This window comes from Streptomyces griseoaurantiacus, from assembly GCF_036189845.1.
In the GTDB taxonomy this organism is placed as follows: Bacteria; Actinomycetota; Actinomycetes; order Streptomycetales; family Streptomycetaceae; genus Streptomyces; species Streptomyces griseoaurantiacus.
On record NZ_CP108326.1, the window covers coordinates 88,042 to 104,163 of the forward strand.

At 73.4% G+C, this 16,122-nt stretch carries 12 protein-coding genes; 7 read left to right on the forward strand and 5 right to left on the reverse strand.

The genetic code is table 11. The annotated features are described in order from the left end of the window. Entirely contained in the window at nt 1-2,241 is a 2,241-nt protein-coding gene (gene tap, locus OHB09_RS00440; RefSeq protein WP_328921408.1) for a telomere-associated protein Tap, read from the reverse strand. Nucleotides 2,242-2,517: 276 nt separating this feature from the next. Then, the gene (locus OHB09_RS00445) at nt 2,518-3,228 is read right to left on the reverse strand and encodes a TetR/AcrR family transcriptional regulator (RefSeq protein WP_167795545.1); all 711 of its coding nucleotides are present in this window, start codon (nt 3,226-3,228) and stop codon (nt 2,518-2,520) included. 111 nt (nt 3,229-3,339) lie between these two features. Between OHB09_RS00445 and OHB09_RS00450 the strand changes: the two genes are divergently transcribed. From OHB09_RS00450 to OHB09_RS00460, 3 genes are all read left to right on the forward strand, one after another. Continuing rightward, complete coding sequence (locus OHB09_RS00450; protein WP_191854316.1) at nt 3,340-4,239, forward strand: aldo/keto reductase; 900 nt, start codon at nt 3,340-3,342, stop codon at nt 4,237-4,239. A gap of 241 nt (nt 4,240-4,480) precedes the next feature. Next, the gene (locus tag OHB09_RS00455) at nt 4,481-5,566 is read left to right on the forward strand and encodes an AraC family transcriptional regulator (protein WP_328730281.1); all 1,086 of its coding nucleotides are present in this window, start codon (nt 4,481-4,483) and stop codon (nt 5,564-5,566) included. A gap of 123 nt (nt 5,567-5,689) precedes the next feature. Next, nucleotides 5,690-6,877: an alpha/beta fold hydrolase gene (locus OHB09_RS00460; protein WP_006138653.1), complete on the forward strand. Its 1,188-nt coding sequence runs from the start codon at nt 5,690-5,692 to the stop codon at nt 6,875-6,877. A 116-nt stretch (nt 6,878-6,993) separates the two neighbouring features. On the opposite strand, the gene OHB09_RS00465 is transcribed toward OHB09_RS00460, so the two are convergent. Then, entirely contained in the window at nt 6,994-7,527 is a 534-nt protein-coding gene (locus OHB09_RS00465) for a 2'-5' RNA ligase family protein (RefSeq protein WP_319117539.1), read from the reverse strand. A 35-nt stretch (nt 7,528-7,562) separates the two neighbouring features. Beyond that, complete coding sequence (locus OHB09_RS00470; protein WP_093599084.1) at nt 7,563-8,561, reverse strand: GlxA family transcriptional regulator; 999 nt, start codon at nt 8,559-8,561, stop codon at nt 7,563-7,565. A gap of 52 nt (nt 8,562-8,613) precedes the next feature. Between OHB09_RS00470 and OHB09_RS00475 the strand changes: the two genes are divergently transcribed. After that, the gene (locus OHB09_RS00475; protein WP_006138650.1) at nt 8,614-9,024 is read left to right on the forward strand and encodes a cupin domain-containing protein; all 411 of its coding nucleotides are present in this window, start codon (nt 8,614-8,616) and stop codon (nt 9,022-9,024) included. 44 nt (nt 9,025-9,068) lie between these two features. On the opposite strand, the gene OHB09_RS00480 is transcribed toward OHB09_RS00475, so the two are convergent. Continuing rightward, nucleotides 9,069-9,947, reverse strand: a complete 879-nt coding sequence (locus OHB09_RS00480) for an NADPH-dependent F420 reductase (protein ID WP_328921409.1) — start codon at nt 9,945-9,947, stop codon at nt 9,069-9,071. Between the two features lie 98 nt (nt 9,948-10,045). Here OHB09_RS00480 and OHB09_RS00485 point away from each other — a divergent pair, with 98 nt between their 5' ends. The 3 genes from OHB09_RS00485 (at nt 10,046) to OHB09_RS00495 (ending at nt 15,999) form a co-directional block, all read left to right on the forward strand. Continuing rightward, complete coding sequence (locus OHB09_RS00485) at nt 10,046-10,627, forward strand: TetR/AcrR family transcriptional regulator (protein WP_328921410.1); 582 nt, start codon at nt 10,046-10,048, stop codon at nt 10,625-10,627. A gap of 257 nt (nt 10,628-10,884) precedes the next feature. After that, nucleotides 10,885-14,100, forward strand: coding sequence for an alpha-L-rhamnosidase (locus OHB09_RS00490; protein ID WP_328921411.1), 3,216 nt, complete (start codon nt 10,885-10,887; stop codon nt 14,098-14,100). 216 nt (nt 14,101-14,316) lie between these two features. Further along, nucleotides 14,317-15,999 (forward strand): FAD-dependent monooxygenase, encoded by a 1,683-nt coding sequence (locus OHB09_RS00495; protein WP_319350096.1) that lies wholly within the window; start codon nt 14,317-14,319, stop codon nt 15,997-15,999. The last annotated feature ends 123 nt before the right edge of the window (nt 16,000-16,122 follow it).

Sequence of the window (16,122 nt, forward strand, 5' to 3'; positions counted from 1 at the left end):
CTACTCTCCGTCGTCGGCGCCGGTGACGGTGCCGTCCTTGATGTACCGGGCCAGGTTGAGCTCCGGTGCCTCGAAGCGTTCGCGGATCTCCTCGCCCCACAGCACGGGCTGCGTCCCCTCGTGCTTGACCAGGCCCGGGTTGACGCCCAGTCTGAACCCGCCCGGCAGCGGTTTGCCCTCCCGGTAGGGCAGGAAGTCCAGGGGTGAGGGGCCGGCGGCCGCGTAGACGACACAGTCCGAGAGGATCGCGACGGGGTACTGCCCGGTGAACGCGGCATGCTTGACGATCTTGCGGTGCAGGTTGATCCGGGTGCGGGAGATGACCGCCGCCCGGATGTCCGGCCGCCAGGTCGGCCGGGACAGGGCACGCCAGGGCTCGCCCGGCCGCCAGCCCTCCCCGCGCGGTCGTTCGCGCAGTTTGCCCAGGCCGCCCTTGACCGTCGCCTTGATCGCCGAGACGACGAGCGCCAGTTCCGGGTCACGCTCCCGATAACCCTCCATCGCCGTGAGGAAGTCGGCCGGGGCGAGGTCTGCGGTGACACCGAGGTCGGCCATCGTGGCGAGGTAGGCGTCGCGCAGCCGCTGGTACCAACCGTCCAGGTAACGGCCGTTCTCGCGGCGGACGTAGGCCTCCGACGGGCGCACCGCGTAGCCGAGTTCGACCGCGTACGCCACGGTGGGCGTCGCGTACCAGGCGGGCCCCTCGGGGTGCTCGCCCGTCGGCGTGAACGGGGAGGGCAGGAGCGAGCCGTCCAACTCCACCCACTGCTTGCCGGACTTCACCCGTGACAGGTCGACGTGGGAGAGGTCCACCAGCCACGAGCCGGGCAGTTTCGGGTCGAACTCCGGCCGCGTGAGGTGTGTCGGGGTGCCGAGGCCGACGACCAGGCCGTTGGCACCGGCGGCGAAGGCCATGTTGACGTCGAGGCCGACGAGATGGCGCAGGGTGCACTCGGCGTCGGTCATGGGCCGCGCCCAGTCGTACGCCTCCTCGAACAGCTTCTCCGCCGGGCCTCGGACGTGGAAGCGCGGCAGGTGGGCGAGGACCGGGTGTCCGTCAGGGGCTTCGCACGGTGCCGGGTCGACGGGGTCCTTGCCGAGGCTGCCCGGGTTGTGCACGGAGTGCCGGGTGCCCTCGGCGTCCGGCTCGGAGGCGCGGGTCGGGGGGTGCAGGGCGGTCATCAGTTCCAGGCCGGTCACGGCGGTCGAACCGCGCGGTGTCATCACCCTCGACGCGTAGATGCCCAGCACGCGCGCGAGTTCGGCCGGTGGAAGCTGCGCGGCCCCGCCCCAGTGGCGGGCGTCCAGGGCCTGCCAGGAGGGGATGCACAACTGGACGCACGCCCGTTGCGAGCCCTGGGCGGGGCGGTAGATCCGCGCCCACGGCCCGAAGCCGCGCTTCGTCAGCTGCCACTCCGCGCGCGCCAGCTGTTTGACGACCTTGTGGGCCTCGGGGAGGCGCCCGGCGAGCCGCTCCTCCTCGGTGAGGGCGGCGGGCAGGCCGTAGCGCTCCAGGGCCGCCTCGGTGAGCACGAGCAGCGGGTCGGCGTCCTTGCCCGGCCCGGTCAGTCTCGGCCGGCCGAGCCTCGCCTCGCGGAGCGTCCAGTCCACCAGGGCCGGAAGGGTCTTGGCGGGCACGTCCAGGACCAGGCCCCCGGTGCAGTACGCCAGCACCTTTCCGTCCTCGACGTCGACGACGGCCAGGGGACCGTTCTCGAAGCGCGCATCGGGCGCGCTCGCCGAGGGGCCTGCCGGGGGCGCCGGCTTCGCGCTCGGCCGGTGCGAGGCCGGCGGCGGCCCGGTCCCGGCGGTGCGCGTCGGGTCGCCCTCGGTGGTGGGGCCGTCGGGCGCGGGTACGGGAGTGGGTGCCGGTGTGGCCTGGGGCGCGGGTACGGCCGCGGCTTCGGGCGTCCTGTCCGGGGACACGGCCCGCGTCTCCACCGGGGCAGGTGCGCCGGTGAACACGACGGACACGGGTGCGGTCGGCTCCTCCGGCGCGGGGTAGAGCTCCCCGAGCTGTCTCAGCAGCCGCGCGTACGCCTCGCGCTCCGGGCCGCGCGGCTCGGTCGGCTTCTTCGCCGACTCCCAGCCGGACACCGTCGCCCGCCGCACCTTCAGAGCGGCGGCCACCTCGTCGAGCGTCAGGCCGTGCGCGGTGCGCAGACGCTTGCGCTCCTCCGCCGGCGGCAGTGGGGAGCGGGACGCCACCAGCGCGTCGACCGCGTCGAACAACTCGGACATGAACACCTCCCACGGCTCACTGTAGTCACGAAACCGTATGCCTGGCGCACGTTTCGCGTACGCGTCGCGTACGTACGGCGCTCGGGGGCGGTGGGTGGTGAGCGGTGGGTGGTGGTCGGCCAGCCGATGGCGGTCCGGGTGCCGCCGCCGGCCATGAGTGCGGTGAGGTCGCCCTCGCCGTTCTGCTCGACGGCGGTGTCGAGTTGTCCGGCCATGAGGGTGTCAGCACAGGTGAGGCACCGCCGCGGCCTGCCGGTGCGCGGCGGTGCCTCACGGTCACCCGTCCTGCCTGGCGAGCCGCTGGAGCCAGTCGCGCAGGAGGGCGGTCTCGGTGGGGCGGAGGGGGACGGCGGTGGGAGGCGTTTCGGCGAGGGTGGCGTCGAGTGCGAGGGCGCGGGCGGCGAGGGCGGGTTCGGGTGCCGGGGCCGCGTCGGTGGTGAGGGCGGCGACGAGCGCCTCGCGCATGCGGGAGGACACCTCCGGGTCGCGCTCGCCCTCGGGGGTGCCGATGAGGGACAGCGTCACTCCGGTCACCGCGGCCAGGACGAGGTGGGCGGCGAGGCCGGGTGGCACCCGGAGGCGGCCGGCGGCGGCGGCGCGGTGGAGGAAGGCGAGCAGGAGTTCGTGCGCCTCCTGCGCGGCGGGGGGACGCCGGTCGGGACGGTCGGTGCCGTACATCAGCAGGTAGAAGGCGGGATGCCGCAGGCCGAAGCCGACGTGTGCGTCCCATCCCCGGCGCATGTCCTCGACCGGATCGCCCTCGGAGGGCACGGTGTGCTTCTGCGCGAGGTACAGGTCGAAGCCGTGGATGGCCAGTGCGGCGAGCAGCCCGTCCTTGTCGCCGAAGAGCTGGTACAGGGAGGCGGCCCGGATGCCGGCCGCGGCCGCGACGGAGCGGGTAGAGAGCGCCTGGACGCCCTCCCGTTCCAGGAGTTCGGCCGCCACTTCCAGGATCTGCCGTCGGCTGCGGGTCTTCGCGTCGTCCACGGTTGCAATGCTACGGCATTGGGCGTATCACTGATTCGCACAGCGACAGGCAGTGATACGTATTTTTGCGTTGCAGTGATACGCGACGCAGTGACGACCAGGGAGCGATCCATGCAGCGTGTGGGATACGGGGCCATGCAGCTCGCGGGGCCGGGCGTCTGGGGTCCACCGGAGGACCCGGCGACCGCGCGGCGCGTGCTGCGCCGGGCCGTCGAGCTCGGCGTGACCTTCTTCGACACCGCGAACGCCTATGGCCCCAGAACCGTGAACCGGCTGATCGGGGAGGCGCTCGGACCGCTTCCCGCGGACGTGATCGTCGGCAACAAGGTCGGCGCGGAGCGCGGCCCGGACCGGTCCTGGATCGTCGACGGGCGCCCCGAGACGGTGCGGCGCCAGGTGCACGAGGCACTGACCGACCTCGGCACCGAGACGAGCGAGCTGACCTACCTCCGGCTCGTCGGCGACACCCCCGGCGCGCACCGGGACGTACCGCTGGAGGAGTCGCTCGGCGCACTCGTCGAGCTGCGCGAGCAGGGGCTGATCCGCCGCATCGGCCTGTCCGGCGCCTCCCCGGAGATGCTGGCGCGCGCCCGGCGCATGACCCCCGTCGCGGCGGTGCAGAACCGCTTCAACCTCCTCGACCGCAGCGGCGTCCAGGTGCTCGCCGACTGCGAGGCCCAGGGCATCCTCTTCGTCCCCTACTTCCCGCTGGCCGCCGGCCGGCTCGGCGGGCATCCGGAACTGGCCGCCCCGGCGGAGCGGCTGGGGGTCACACCCGCCCAGATCGCGCTCGCGTGGCTGCTGCGCCGCTCGCCCGCCGTGGTCGTCATCCCCGGCACGAGGAACCCGGAGCATCTGCGGTCCAACGTCGAAGCCTCCGCGATCGCCGGGCAGCTGACCGAGGAGGAGGTGGCGCGGCTGACCGGACTGGTCGACGAGTCCACGGCGAGGCTGGACCGGCCCTCACCCCCGGCGGAGGCGTCCGCCTATCGGCCGCCGCGGACGGAGTGAAACGGAACGGGAGTCCACGACCTGCCCGGCGACGAAACGCCCGCCGCCGCGCTCCCGGTCCCGCTCCCGGTCCCGGTATTCGGCCTTCGCGGAGCCGGCGGAGCGGCTCGGGCCGGCGGAGCGGCTGGGGCCGGCGGCGGGACTGAACGGTCCGGACGTGTGCACCACGCGCGTGCGTCCGCCCCCCGGGGAGTGCACCGTGGCGGGCGAGGAGCCCGTGCCGTGCTCGTACGATGGTTCCATGCGTGAGGCCGAGTCGAAGCCTTGCCCGCCGGACGGGCCGACGAGGCGCCAGGAGCCGATCGGGCGGGGGCCGACGGCGCACGTGTCCGTGGCCCGTCTGCTCGTCACCGGTCTGGAGGGGACGGGCGGTGACGGTGCCGCTCTCGCCCGCCGGGCCGGCCTGCCCGAGCAGGTGCCGGACAACGACGACGCCCGTGTCCCCACGGACCACCTCAGCAGGCTCTGGCGACTTGGGCTGGGCGCGAACGACGATCCGTGTCTCGGGGTGAAGGCGGCCGGTCGGTGGCGCTTCGGCCGGCTCCGGTTGATGGACTACCTCGTCGCGAACGCCCAGACGGTGACGGAGATGTTCACGGTCATGCAGCAGTACTCGGCCCTGCTGAACACGGCACCCAACGAGATCCGGCTGACCGGCGGCGCGGGGAGCACGGGGAAGGGGACGGTCACCTACCAGATCCGGTCGGGCGATCCCGATGTCGACGCGATGGCCAGCCAGTACGCGATGGCGACGGTCCTGTTCCGGGCGCGGTACGTGGCCGGGCGGGAGATCCGTCCGCTGCACGTCGGGCTGACGTCCGGCCCTCCGGCGCAGCACCGCGAGCTGGCCGACCGACTCGGCGCGCGGCGGCTCGACTTCGGCGCCGACGCCACCACGATGACGCTCGCCTCCGCCGATCTGTCGTTGCCGCTGCCGGACGCCGACGCCCGGCTCGGCGCCGTCCTGCGGCAGCACGCGGCCGACGTCATCGCGGCCCAGGCGCGTCCCTCTCCCTGGTCCGACAGGCTCCGTCAGGTGATCGTCGCCCAGTTGGCCGGCGGCGGCCTGTCGCTGCAGGCGGTGGCGCGGGCGCTGGCGCTGAGCCCGCGGAGCCTGCAGCGCCGGCTGGCGGAGGAGGGGACCACCTGGCGGGACCTCGTCGAGACGGTACGGCACGACCGCGCCACCGCGCTGCTGGCCGGAGGGGCCACCCGGAAGGAGGTCGCGGCCCGCCTGGGTTTCAGCGACACCCGCGCGCTCCGTGCTGCGCTGCGCCGCTGGCGCACGGACCCCGGCGCCGCCGGCGCACGGATCCCGCCCTCATGACGTCACCGGGCCGGTCCTGACGGTGACGCGAGAGAGCCGCCTCTTGTCGCACCGGAGCCTCCGTCCGGGCCTGCCGGGGCCGCGAGGATCGTTCACGGAACTTCTCGCGAAAAAGGCAGGCAGATGATGGTGAGCGACCAGGAGATCATCGATCGGTTCCCGGTGGGGTACCACCCCCTGCACCCGAACGTCTCCCTCAACTTCCAGCTCAACCGGTTCTACGGCTGGACGAACGAGGAACGCATGCTGGAGGAGTTGCGGACGGTGGCGCCGCGCGTCTGCGACTACGCCGACTGGACGCGGCTGATGCTGGAACTCAGCGACAAGGCACTGGCGGCCGACCGCCGCCTGCCCGCCGCCTACTACGCCCGTGCGGCGCAGTTCTTCCTCCGCCCCGACGACCCGCGGTTCGCGCCCGCTCAGCGGCGCTTCCTCGACAACGTCGAAGCCGGTAACGGCGTCACCGCCAGCGACCGGCACCTGGTCCCCTACGGGACGACGCGGCTGACGGCCTACCGTTTCACCCCGGCGCGGGCGCGCGGCACGATCGTCGTTTTCGGCGGGTACGACAGCTATATCGCGGAATGGCTGCCCGCGGCGCTCGCCCTGCGCGACGCCGGGCTGGACACCGTTGTGTTCGACGGACCCGGTCAGGGCACGGTGCTGGACGCGGGCGTGCCGATGACCCCGGACTGGCATCTGCCGGTGGCCGCCGTCCTGGACCACTTCCACCTGTCCGACGTCACCCTCGCGGGCTTCTCGCTCGGCGGGGGCCTGGTGATGCGCGCGGCCGCACGTGAGCCACGGGTCGCCCGGGTCGTCGCCTGGGACATCCTGACCGATCTCTTCGAGGCCTTCCGCGCGCTCCTGGGGTCCATGGGCCTCGGGGCACTCGCGGCGGACTTCGAGGGCCTTCCCGCGCCGGTGCTCGACGCCGCCGTCGCGGAGGGCTGCAGGGCCGACCTGCTGCTGGACTGGTTCGTCGAGCAGGGCAGGCGCGTGATGGGCGTCGACACGGCGAGCTCCCTGTTCCGGGCCTGGAACACGTACCGCACCGACGACGTCTCACATCTGGTCACGCAGGACGTCCTGCTCCTGGCAGGTGCCGCGGACCACTACGTGCCGCTGCGCATGCTCGGCGATCAGGTGCTGACGCTGCCTGCCGCGCGATCGGTCGTCGCACGCGTGTTCACGGAGGCGGAGCAGGCCCAGAACCATTGCCAGATCGGGAACCAGGGCCTGGCGCTCAAGGTGATCCTCGACTGGCTGGACCAGGTCGGCGGCCGGAGCCCGGAACCCGCCGCCTCCTGACCTGCGGCCGCCTCCTGGTTCCCGGGCCGTCCGCACTCCCCGGGCCGCCGCGCACTCCCCCGGCCCCGCCCAGCTCCCTCCCCGCGTCGCGCGGTGTTCGTGCCGGCGTCGCGCGGTCAGGGGCGGGGGCCGAGGATCTCGACGGTGCGGGTTTCGGTGTCGAAGCTGCGCAGGGTGGTGAGGGCCGCCGGCAGCGGTGGCACCGGCAGCAGTCCGGGGACGCGCCGACCCGCGAAGGCGCCTGCCCGCCGGGTGCGGCCCAGGGTGATGTGCGGGCTCCAGCGGCCGGGCTCGTGGAAGGGGTTGAGGGTCTCGGGCGGACTGTCCGAGGCCACCGCCTCCCACACCCGGCGGTGCAGGCCGGTCAGTGCGGGCTCGGGTTCCAGTGACCAGGCCAGCACCGAGGTGGGTCGCTCGAAACGGACGATGCCGGTGAACCGCACCGGCAGTGGCAGGCCGGCGGCCACCTCGGCGAGCTCCCAGCGGATCGGGGCGGTCAGCTCGGGGCAGGCGGCCAGGGTGAGGTGCGGACTGTTGGTCGGGGAGCGGTGGTGTGCCTGGCTGGGCAGTCCCGCGTCCGCCAGCCGTCGCCAGGCCTCCCGGACCCTCGCGTCCGCCGCCTCGTCCAACAAGAGCTCGACCGTGCGCACCGCCCCACCCTATCGAGCCTCGATTCCGCCCGGTGTCAGGTGGTGCCGGGCCCGAAGCGGCGTCTGTACGCCGAGGGCGTGATGCCGGTCTCGCGGCGCATCAGCCGGCGCAGATTGGCGGCGCTTCCCAGACCGCTGCGCCGCGCGACCACCTCGATCCGGGACTCACCCCGTTCGATCAACCGGCTTGCCAGGGCCAGCCGTTCGCCCGTGAGCCAGGCCAGGGGCGTGGTGCCCAGTTGGGCCTGGAACCGGCGGTGCAGCGTCGCCGGACTCACGGCCGCCCGCGCCGCGAGGCCGGACACCGTCAGCGGTGAGTCGAGCCGTTCCTGGGCCCACGCCAGTACGGGTGCCAGCGACTCGTCCCGCCCGTCGGGCATGGGGCGCTCCACGAACTGCCGCTGCCCGCCGTCACGGTGTGCCGCGAAGACCAGGCGCCGGCTCACCCGGTTGGCGATCTCGGCGCCGTGGTCGAGGCGGACGACGTACAGACCGAGATCGAGGGCGGCCGCGCTGCCCGCCGCGGTGAGGATGTCGCCGTCGTCCACGAACAGCACGTCCGGTTCGAGGCGCACGGAGGGGAACCGGGCCCGGAAGGAGTCGGCCCACTGCCAGTGCGCGGTGGCCCGGCGGCCGTCGAGGACGCCGGCCTCCGCGAGGGTGAAGGCGCCGCTGCAGAGGCCGAGCAGGCGCGCCCCCCGTGCGTGGGCCCGCCGGACGGCCTCGAGCACGGCGGGGCGCCGGGGGACGTCGACGTCCGGGCGGTTGGGGACGATCAGGGTGTCCGCCGTGTCGGCCGCCTCCAGGCCGGCGACCCCGGTGAGCGTGAAGAACCCGTCCCGCATCCTGGTGAGCGGCTCGGGCGAGCAGAGCCGGAAGTCGTAGAGGTCACGGCCGAGCTCCGGTCTGCGCAGGCCGAAGATTTCGCTCGCACAGCCCAGCTCGAACGGATTGGAGTTCTCGTCCACGAGCACGACGACCCTGTGCGGGTCGGCCTCCGCCTCGGGAGTCACGTGCGAGGAATCTTGCGTCATGTGCGATTTATAGCACTCACGCTCCTCCCGCAGCACGGCGCAGGATGGACCCATGAGCAACGAATCCCCTGCCGACGCACCTCTCGTCCTCGACGAGGCCCTGGCCTCCTTCGACGCCCTGTGGAGCCCCCGCATCGTCACCCGCGTCAACGACTACGACGTCCGGGTCGCCAAGGCGGAGGGCGAACACATCTGGCACGTCCACGACCACACCGACGAGTTCTTCCTGGTGCTCGACGGCGAACTGCGCATCTCCCTGCGCGAGCCCGGGGGCGAGCGCACGGTACGGCTTCCGAAGGGCGCGGTCTTCACCGTGCCGCGCGGCACGGAGCACAAGCCGCACGCTCCGTCCGGTGCCGCGTTCCTCATGCTCGAGCCCTCCGGAACGCCCACGGTGGGCGACCGCCACGACGACGTCCCGGACCATGTGGACGCGACGACCGGACACGCGCTCCACACCTGACCGGGAGCGCTCCGCACGCCGGCCTCCGGTCGCGGTGCCGGCGCTCAGCGTGCGGCGCCCGCCGGCAGCACGCCTCCCGCCGGGCCGCGCACGGCCGTCTCCGTCAGCTCACGGACCAGGCTCGCCGGGACGGGGCGGCCGGGGTTCCGCAGGAACCAGGGGAAGTACTCCTCGGCGGTGAGGCCGGGAGGCGTCTCGCCGAGGTAGGGCCGGGTGTACACGGGGGTGCCCGGTTCGCTGCGCCAGCTCTCGGCGAGCGGGCCCATGTCCACCGCGTCGTACCCCAGGACGTCCAGCAGCCGTGCGGCTACCCGCCTGGCCGGCTCCTCGTCGCCCGCGAGGGGCAGGGCACTGCGGTCGGCCGCTCCGGCGGGCCGGGCGAGGCTCAACAGCTGGTGGGAGCCGATGTTGTTGAACACCTTGACGACGGACGCGCCGGCGAGGTGGCGTTGCACCAGTTCGGAGGTGGTGAGCCGCCCCGCGTCCAATTCGGCGATGCGGCCGTCGCGCTGGGGGTAGTAGTTCATCGTGTCCAGCACCGTCCTGCCCCGCAGGGCCGCGACGGGCAGCCGGTCGTAGGCCCTGAGCGGGATGGTGACCACGACGAGGTCGCCGGCCTCGGCGGCCTCCTCCGGTACGGCCGCCCGCGCGCCGCTCCCCAGGGTGCCCACGAGTTCGGCGAGCGATTCGGGTCCCCGGGAATTGCTGAGGACGACCTCCATCTCGGCCGCCACGGCCAGACGGGCCAGGGACGTACCGATCAGTCCGCTGCCGATGAGTCCCAGTGTGCGGGGCATGACCCGCTCCCTTCGCTTGCGTCGACGAGGTGCCGAAGACGGGTGGTGACGGAGGCGTACCGCCTCCGCGCCGCCAAATGGAGGCCGCCTCCGCTTTGTATCACGGAAAACGGAGGTAGCATCCATTTCAAGTCCGGGCCGGTGCCACCGGCCCGGGCGGACCACCCGGACACCCCGGGCGCCCACGAACCCGGAACCCGGCAGCCCAGAAGGCCAGGAACCCCATGAGCCCAGCACAGCCGGCCGCGCGCAAGCCGCGTGCCGACGTCGCCCGCAACCGGGCCCGCATCCTCGACACGGCGCTGCGGCACTTCACCGAGCACGGGGTGGGCACCTCCCTGGAGGCCCTCGCCAAGGACGCCGGCGTGGGTCCGGCCACGCTCTACCGCCACTTCCCCACCCGGGAGGCGCTCCTGGCCGCCGCACTGGACGTGCGCGGCGAGGCCCTCCTGGCACGACTGGAGCCGCTGCAAGCCCTCGCCCGCTCCGACGCCGACGAGGGACTGCGGCAGTGGCTGCTCGCCCTGGAGAAGTACCTCAACACCTTCAGCGGGCTGCCCGAACCCGTCCTCGCCGCGCTCGCCGCGCACAGCTCCCCCCTCGCCGCCAACTGCGAGAGACTCGTCAAACTCACCGACGACTTCCTCCGCGCGGCGCAGCGGGACGGCACCGCACGCCCCACCGTCCGCGCCCGGGACCTCTTCCTCTCCGCCCTGTTCCTGGCCTGGACCGACAGGGCCCCGCTCGGCGAGGACGCCCTGCCCACCCTGCGGGAACTGCTCGAAACCGGGTACAGCACCCGCTGACCGAGCCGACCGGGGCATGCGTCCCCGTCCTCGCGCCGGACCATTGAAAGCGTTCAGTGCGCCAGGAGCGCGCGCCTTGGAACGGCGGCACCGTCCGCCTCTTCATGTCACGTTCATGACGCCCTCCTGCCCCTCAATCTCCGTGTCAGCGTGCCAATTTGGCGCAGACGCATTGACCCGCTCACACGGGCGCCTCTACGGTTGCCGCGCTCCTCAGCTTTGAATCGATTCACTCCTACTCCGCGCGAGGTGGCGCAGTGATCAGTCGTAGAGGCATCCTGGCGAGTACGGCGGCCGCGGTCGCCGCGACGGCCGTGCGACCCGCCGCGGCCGGTGCCGCGGCGGCGTCCCCCGGCACCGGTACCGCGACGGCGGGGCGGTCACCCGCGGCGAAGGTGACGGCGCCGACCGTCGAGTACGTCCGGCATCCCCTGGGCCTCGACACGGCCCGTCCCCGGCTGAGCTGGCCGACGGTGTCGAAGGGGGCGGGCGTCCGGCAGACCGCGTACCAGATCCGCGTGGCGTCCAGCGCAGCCGCCCTGCACCGCCCCGACGTCTGGGACAGCGGCAGAGTCACGTCCGCCGAGTCCGCCCTCGTCACCTACCGGGGGCCCGAACTCAAGCCCAGGACACGGTACTTCTGGTCGGTACGGGTGTGGGACGACAAGGGCTCGGTGTCGGGCTGGAGCGAGCCCTCCTGGTGGGAGACCGGACTGCTCGGCGCCGAGCAGTGGACCGCCCGGTGGATCTCGCCCCCGAAGGAGCTGACCGGCGCACCGTCCTTCCAGGGATGCCGCTGGATCTGGTTCCCCGAGGGCGACCCGGCCGCCGAGGCGCCCGCCGGCACCCGGTGGTTCCGCCGCACGGTCGACCTCCCGGCCGGCATCACCTCGGCCACGCTGGCCATCACCGCGGACAACGTGTACTCCGTCTCCGTCAACGGCACCGAGGTGGCCCGCACCGACCTCGACACCGACAACGAGGGCTGGCGCAAGCCCGCCGTCGTGGACGTCCTCCCCCACGTCCGCTCGGGACGCACCGTCCTCGCGGTCGCCGCGACCAACGCCTCCGCCAGTCCGGCCGGCCTGCTCGCCGTGCTCGTCGTGCGCACCGCCTCCGGGGAGCAGCGGGTCGTCACCGACGCCGCGTGGAAGGCCGCCGACCGTGAGCCCTCCGGCGAGTGGCGGGCCCCGGACTTCGACGACAGCTCCTGGACGGCCGCCAAGGAGGTCGCCCCGTCGGGCTCCGGGCCCTGGGGCACGCTCACCCCCGCCTCGTTCGCGGTCACCCGGCTGCGCCACACCTTCCGGCTGCGCCGCAAGAAGGTCGCGCGCGCCCGCCTGTACATCACCGCGCTCGGTCTCTACGAGGCGCACCTCAACGGGGAGCGCGTCGGTACCGACCAGCTCGCCCCCGGCTGGACGGACTACCGCACCCGGGTCCAGTACCAGACCCACGACGTCACGACGATGCTGCGGGCGGGCGCCAACGCACTCGGGGTGTACCTCGCCCCCGGGTGGTACGCGGGCAACGTCGGCATGTTCGGACCGCACCAGTACGGCGAACACCCGGCGCTGCTCGCCCAGTTGGAGGTCGACTACGCCGACGGCAGCAGTGCGCGCGTCACCTCGGACACCGACTGGGTCGCCTCCGCCGGGCCGATCGTCTCCGCCGACCTGCTGGACGGCGAGACGTACGACGCCCGCAAGGAGACGCCCGGCTGGGCCTCGCCCTCCTTCGACGACGGGGACTGGCTCGCCGTGCGCGGGACGGACACGGACGTCCCGGGGCGGATCGTGGCCCAGGTGGACGCTCCGGTGCGGGTGACCGACGAGCTGAAGCCCGTCGAGGTGAGCGAGCCCAAGCCCGGTGTCTTCGTCTTCGACCTCGGCCAGAACATGGTCGGATCGGTGCGGCTCACCGTCTCCGGCCGTGCCGGGACGGCGGTGCGCCTGCGCTACGCCGAGGTGCTCAACCCGGACGGCACCGTCTACACGGCCAACCTGCGCACGGCGAAGGCCACCGACACCTACGTCCTCAAGGGGCGCGGCAAGGAGGTCCACGAGCCCCGCTTCACCTTCCACGGCTTCCGCTACGTGGAGGTCACCGGCTTCCCGGGCACCCCCACCGCCGGGGCGATCACCGGCCGCGTCATGCACACCGACGCCCCCGCCACCCTCGACTTCGCGACCGACTCGGCCCTGCTCAACCAACTGCACAGCAACATCACCTGGGGCCAGCGCGGCAACTTCCTCTCCGTCCCCACCGACACTCCCGCCCGGGACGAGCGTCTCGGCTGGACCGGCGACATCAACGTCTTCGCGCCCACCGCCGCCTACACGATGGAGTCGGCCCGCTTCCTGAGCAAGTGGCTGACCGACCTGCGCGACTCGCAGACCTCGGACGGTTCCTTCACGCATGTGGCCCCCGACGTCGGCCACGTCGGTGACGGCGCGGCCGGCTGGGGCGACGCGGGTGTCACCGTGCCGTGGGCGCTGTACCAGGCGTACGGGGACCTGCGGGTCCTGGAGGACGCCTGGACGTCCGTGGTGGACTGGCTCGACTACCTGCGCCGGCACAGCGACAGCCTGCTGCGGCCCGCGGACGGCTTCGGGGACTGGCTGAACCTGTCCGACGAGACCCCCAAGGACGTCGTCGCCACCGCGTACTTCGCGCACAGCGCCGACCTCGCCTCGCGGATGGCGCGCGAACTCGGCAAGGACCCCGCCCCTCATGAGGACCTCTTCCACCGCGTCCGCGCCGCCTTCCAGAAGGCGTACATCGGTGCCGACGGCAAGGTGAAGGGCGACACCCAGACCGCCTACGTCCTCGCCCTGTCGATGGACCTGGTGCCGGACGCGCTGCGCGGAGCGGCGGCCGACCGGCTCGTGGCGCTGATCGAGGCGCGCGGCGGGCACCTGTCGACGGGGTTCCTCGGCACCCCCCGCCTGCTGCCCGTGCTCACCGACACCGGGCACACCGACCTCGCCTACCGGCTGCTCACCCAGCGCACCTTCCCGAGCTGGGGCTACCAGATCGACCGGGGCGCCACCACCATGTGGGAGCGCTGGGACTCCCTGCGGCCCGACGGCACGTTCCAGGACGCGAGCATGAACTCCTTCAACCACTACGCCTACGGGTCGGTGGGGCAGTGGATGTACGCGAACATCGCGGGCATCTCCGCCGCCCGCCCCGGCTATCGCGAGGTCCTCATCCGCCCGCGTCCCGGCGGTGGCGTCGACTCCGCCCGTGCGACGTTCCGTTCCGTCCGCGGCCCGATCTCCACCCGCTGGAGCCGACGGCAGGGCCGCTTCGAGCTGACCTGCTCGGTGCCGCCGAACACCACCGCAGAGGTGTGGATCCCGGCCGCCGCCAGGGACAAGGTCACGCACTCGGGCGGAACCCCCCTGCGCCACGAGGACGGCCACCAGGTGTTCCGCGTGGGCTCGGGCACCTACCGCTTCGCGGTCTGAACCGCCCCGGACGGCGTCCCGGGCGGCCGCCCGGGACGCACCGCACTACTCCGGTCGGTTCCGGCCGATCCGGTGAACCTGGAGGCCCTCCGCGCCGCGCTGACCAGCGGAACTGCCTCCACGGGGCGACGAGGAGAGTTCCTCCCGCCGAGTGGGGCCGCGCTCGCCGCAGCACACTTGCACGGACCCCGTCGCCGAACGATGAGAGGGCCGATCATGGCCGATGTCGATGTACTCGTGGTGGGCGCGGGCCCGGTGGGCCTGACGGTGGCGGCCGAGCTGCGCCGGCACGGCGTGGACTGCCGCGTGATCGACCGGCTGGCCGCCCCCCAGCCGCACGCGAAGGCCATCGGCGTCCTCCCCCGCACCCTGGAGGTGTGGGACGCCATGGGCCTGGTCGGCGAGGTGCTCGACGAGGCCGTGCCGCACCTGGGCCAGTTGGTCTACACCGACGGCAAGCCCCAGGACGAGCCGATGCGGCTGACCCTGCCGCCCGACATCCCCTACCCCTTCGCCACGCTGCCCCAGTACACGACCGAGCGGCTTCTCACCGAGCACCTCGCGCGGTTCGGCACGCGGGTGGAGCGGCCGGTGGAACTGCGCGAGGTGACTGAGCACCCGGAGGAGGTGGAGGTCCTCCTCGCGGGCGCCGACGGCCGCACCGAACGGCTGCGCGCCCGCTACGTGGTGGGCTGCGACGGCGCGCACAGCCTCGTGCGCGAGCAGGCGGGACTCGCCTTCGAGGGCGACGTCCTGCCCGAACGGTTCATGATCGCCGATGTGGAGATCGACTGGGACATGCCCGCCGGGTACAGCGTGCGGTCCGTGCACACCGGCGCCGACGGGGCGGTGGACGACATGCTCGTCTGCATCCCGATGCCGGGGGTGCGGCGTTACTGGCTGTCGATGCTGCGCCCCGGCGAACAGGCCGCCGAGGACGGCCGGGGCGCGCCGGAGGTGTCGGACAGGTCGCGCCCGGAGCCGGGAGCCGGCGAGGGGCTGGACCTCGACCAGATCCAGGCGGTGCTCGACCGTCTGTCCCCGGAGCCGGCGAGGGTCTCCGCGCTGCGCTGGTCGTCCGCCTTCCGGACCGGTCACCGCCTGGTCGACCGCTACCGGGCCGGACGTCTCCTCGTGGCCGGGGACGCCGCGCACGTCCATCCGCCGATCGGCGGGCAGGGGCTCAACACCGGTGTGCAGGACGCGTACAACCTCGCCTGGAAGCTGGCCCTCACCGTCCGCGGTCTGGCGAGGGAGGACGTGCTGGACAGCTACCACGCCGAACGGCACCCCGTCGCCCGTGAGGTCGTCGACCGCACCGTCCGCCACGCGCGCACGGTGCGCGACGCCCGTCCGAGCGCCGGTGGTCCCGGGGGCGACCCCCACGTGTTCGTGCGGCGCCAGGCCCAGTTGCTGGTCGGCTATCCGGACAGCCCCCTGGTCCGGTCGCGGGCCGCGGAGGGTGCCCGGGCGGACGGTCCCGCGCCCGGCGAGCGGGCACCGGACTGCCGCGGCCTGCTCGGCGACCTCGCCGCCTACCCGGTGCGCCTGTTCGACCTGCTGCGCACCCCGCGGCACGTGCTGCTGATGTACGCGGGCCCGCGGCACGTCTCGGGAGAGGGCGCCGCACGTCTCGAAGCCTGTGCGGCCGAGGCCCACCGTGCCGCCCACGGTCTGCTGAACGCCTATCTGGTCACCGCGCGGGAGCTGCCGCGCGACGCCCGCCCCGTCGGTCTGCGTCCGCCGCGGCTGCGGGACGCGGAGGGCGGCTTCCACGCCGCCTACGCGCCGCGGGACGGCGAAGCGGTCCTGATCCGCCCGGACGGCTACGTCTCCGCGCGGTTCGACCCGGCCGCGCCGGAGGACCTGGTCGCGCACCTGCGGCGCACCTTCCGCTGACGTCCGGCACGCCGCCGCCCGGGGCCGGCGGACCGGCCGACTTGCCCCTCACACCGGTGTCAGGTTCTAGCGTTGCGATCGTCGGCGCTCGCCGAACAGTCGCACCCTTGATCCGACGAACGG

Excerpts from the sequence above, each read along its gene's own strand:
- tap (WP_328921408.1), bottom strand. The coding sequence starts at position 2,241 with ATGTCCGAGTTGTTCGACGCGGTCGACGCGCTGGTGGCGTCCCGCTCC.
- OHB09_RS00450 (WP_191854316.1), top strand. The coding sequence starts at position 3,340 with ATGCAGCGTGTGGGATACGGGGCCATGCAGCTCGCGGGGCCGGGCGTC.
- OHB09_RS00455 (WP_328730281.1), top strand. The coding sequence starts at position 4,481 with ATGCGTGAGGCCGAGTCGAAGCCTTGCCCGCCGGACGGGCCGACGAGG.
- OHB09_RS00460 (WP_006138653.1), top strand. The coding sequence starts at position 5,690 with ATGATGGTGAGCGACCAGGAGATCATCGATCGGTTCCCGGTGGGGTAC.
- OHB09_RS00470 (WP_093599084.1), bottom strand. The coding sequence starts at position 8,561 with ATGACGCAAGATTCCTCGCACGTGACTCCCGAGGCGGAGGCCGACCCG.
- OHB09_RS00475 (WP_006138650.1), top strand. The coding sequence starts at position 8,614 with ATGAGCAACGAATCCCCTGCCGACGCACCTCTCGTCCTCGACGAGGCC.
- OHB09_RS00480 (WP_328921409.1), bottom strand. The coding sequence starts at position 9,947 with ATGGATGCTACCTCCGTTTTCCGTGATACAAAGCGGAGGCGGCCTCCA.
- OHB09_RS00485 (WP_328921410.1), top strand. The coding sequence starts at position 10,046 with ATGAGCCCAGCACAGCCGGCCGCGCGCAAGCCGCGTGCCGACGTCGCC.
- OHB09_RS00495 (WP_319350096.1), top strand. The coding sequence starts at position 14,317 with ATGGCCGATGTCGATGTACTCGTGGTGGGCGCGGGCCCGGTGGGCCTG.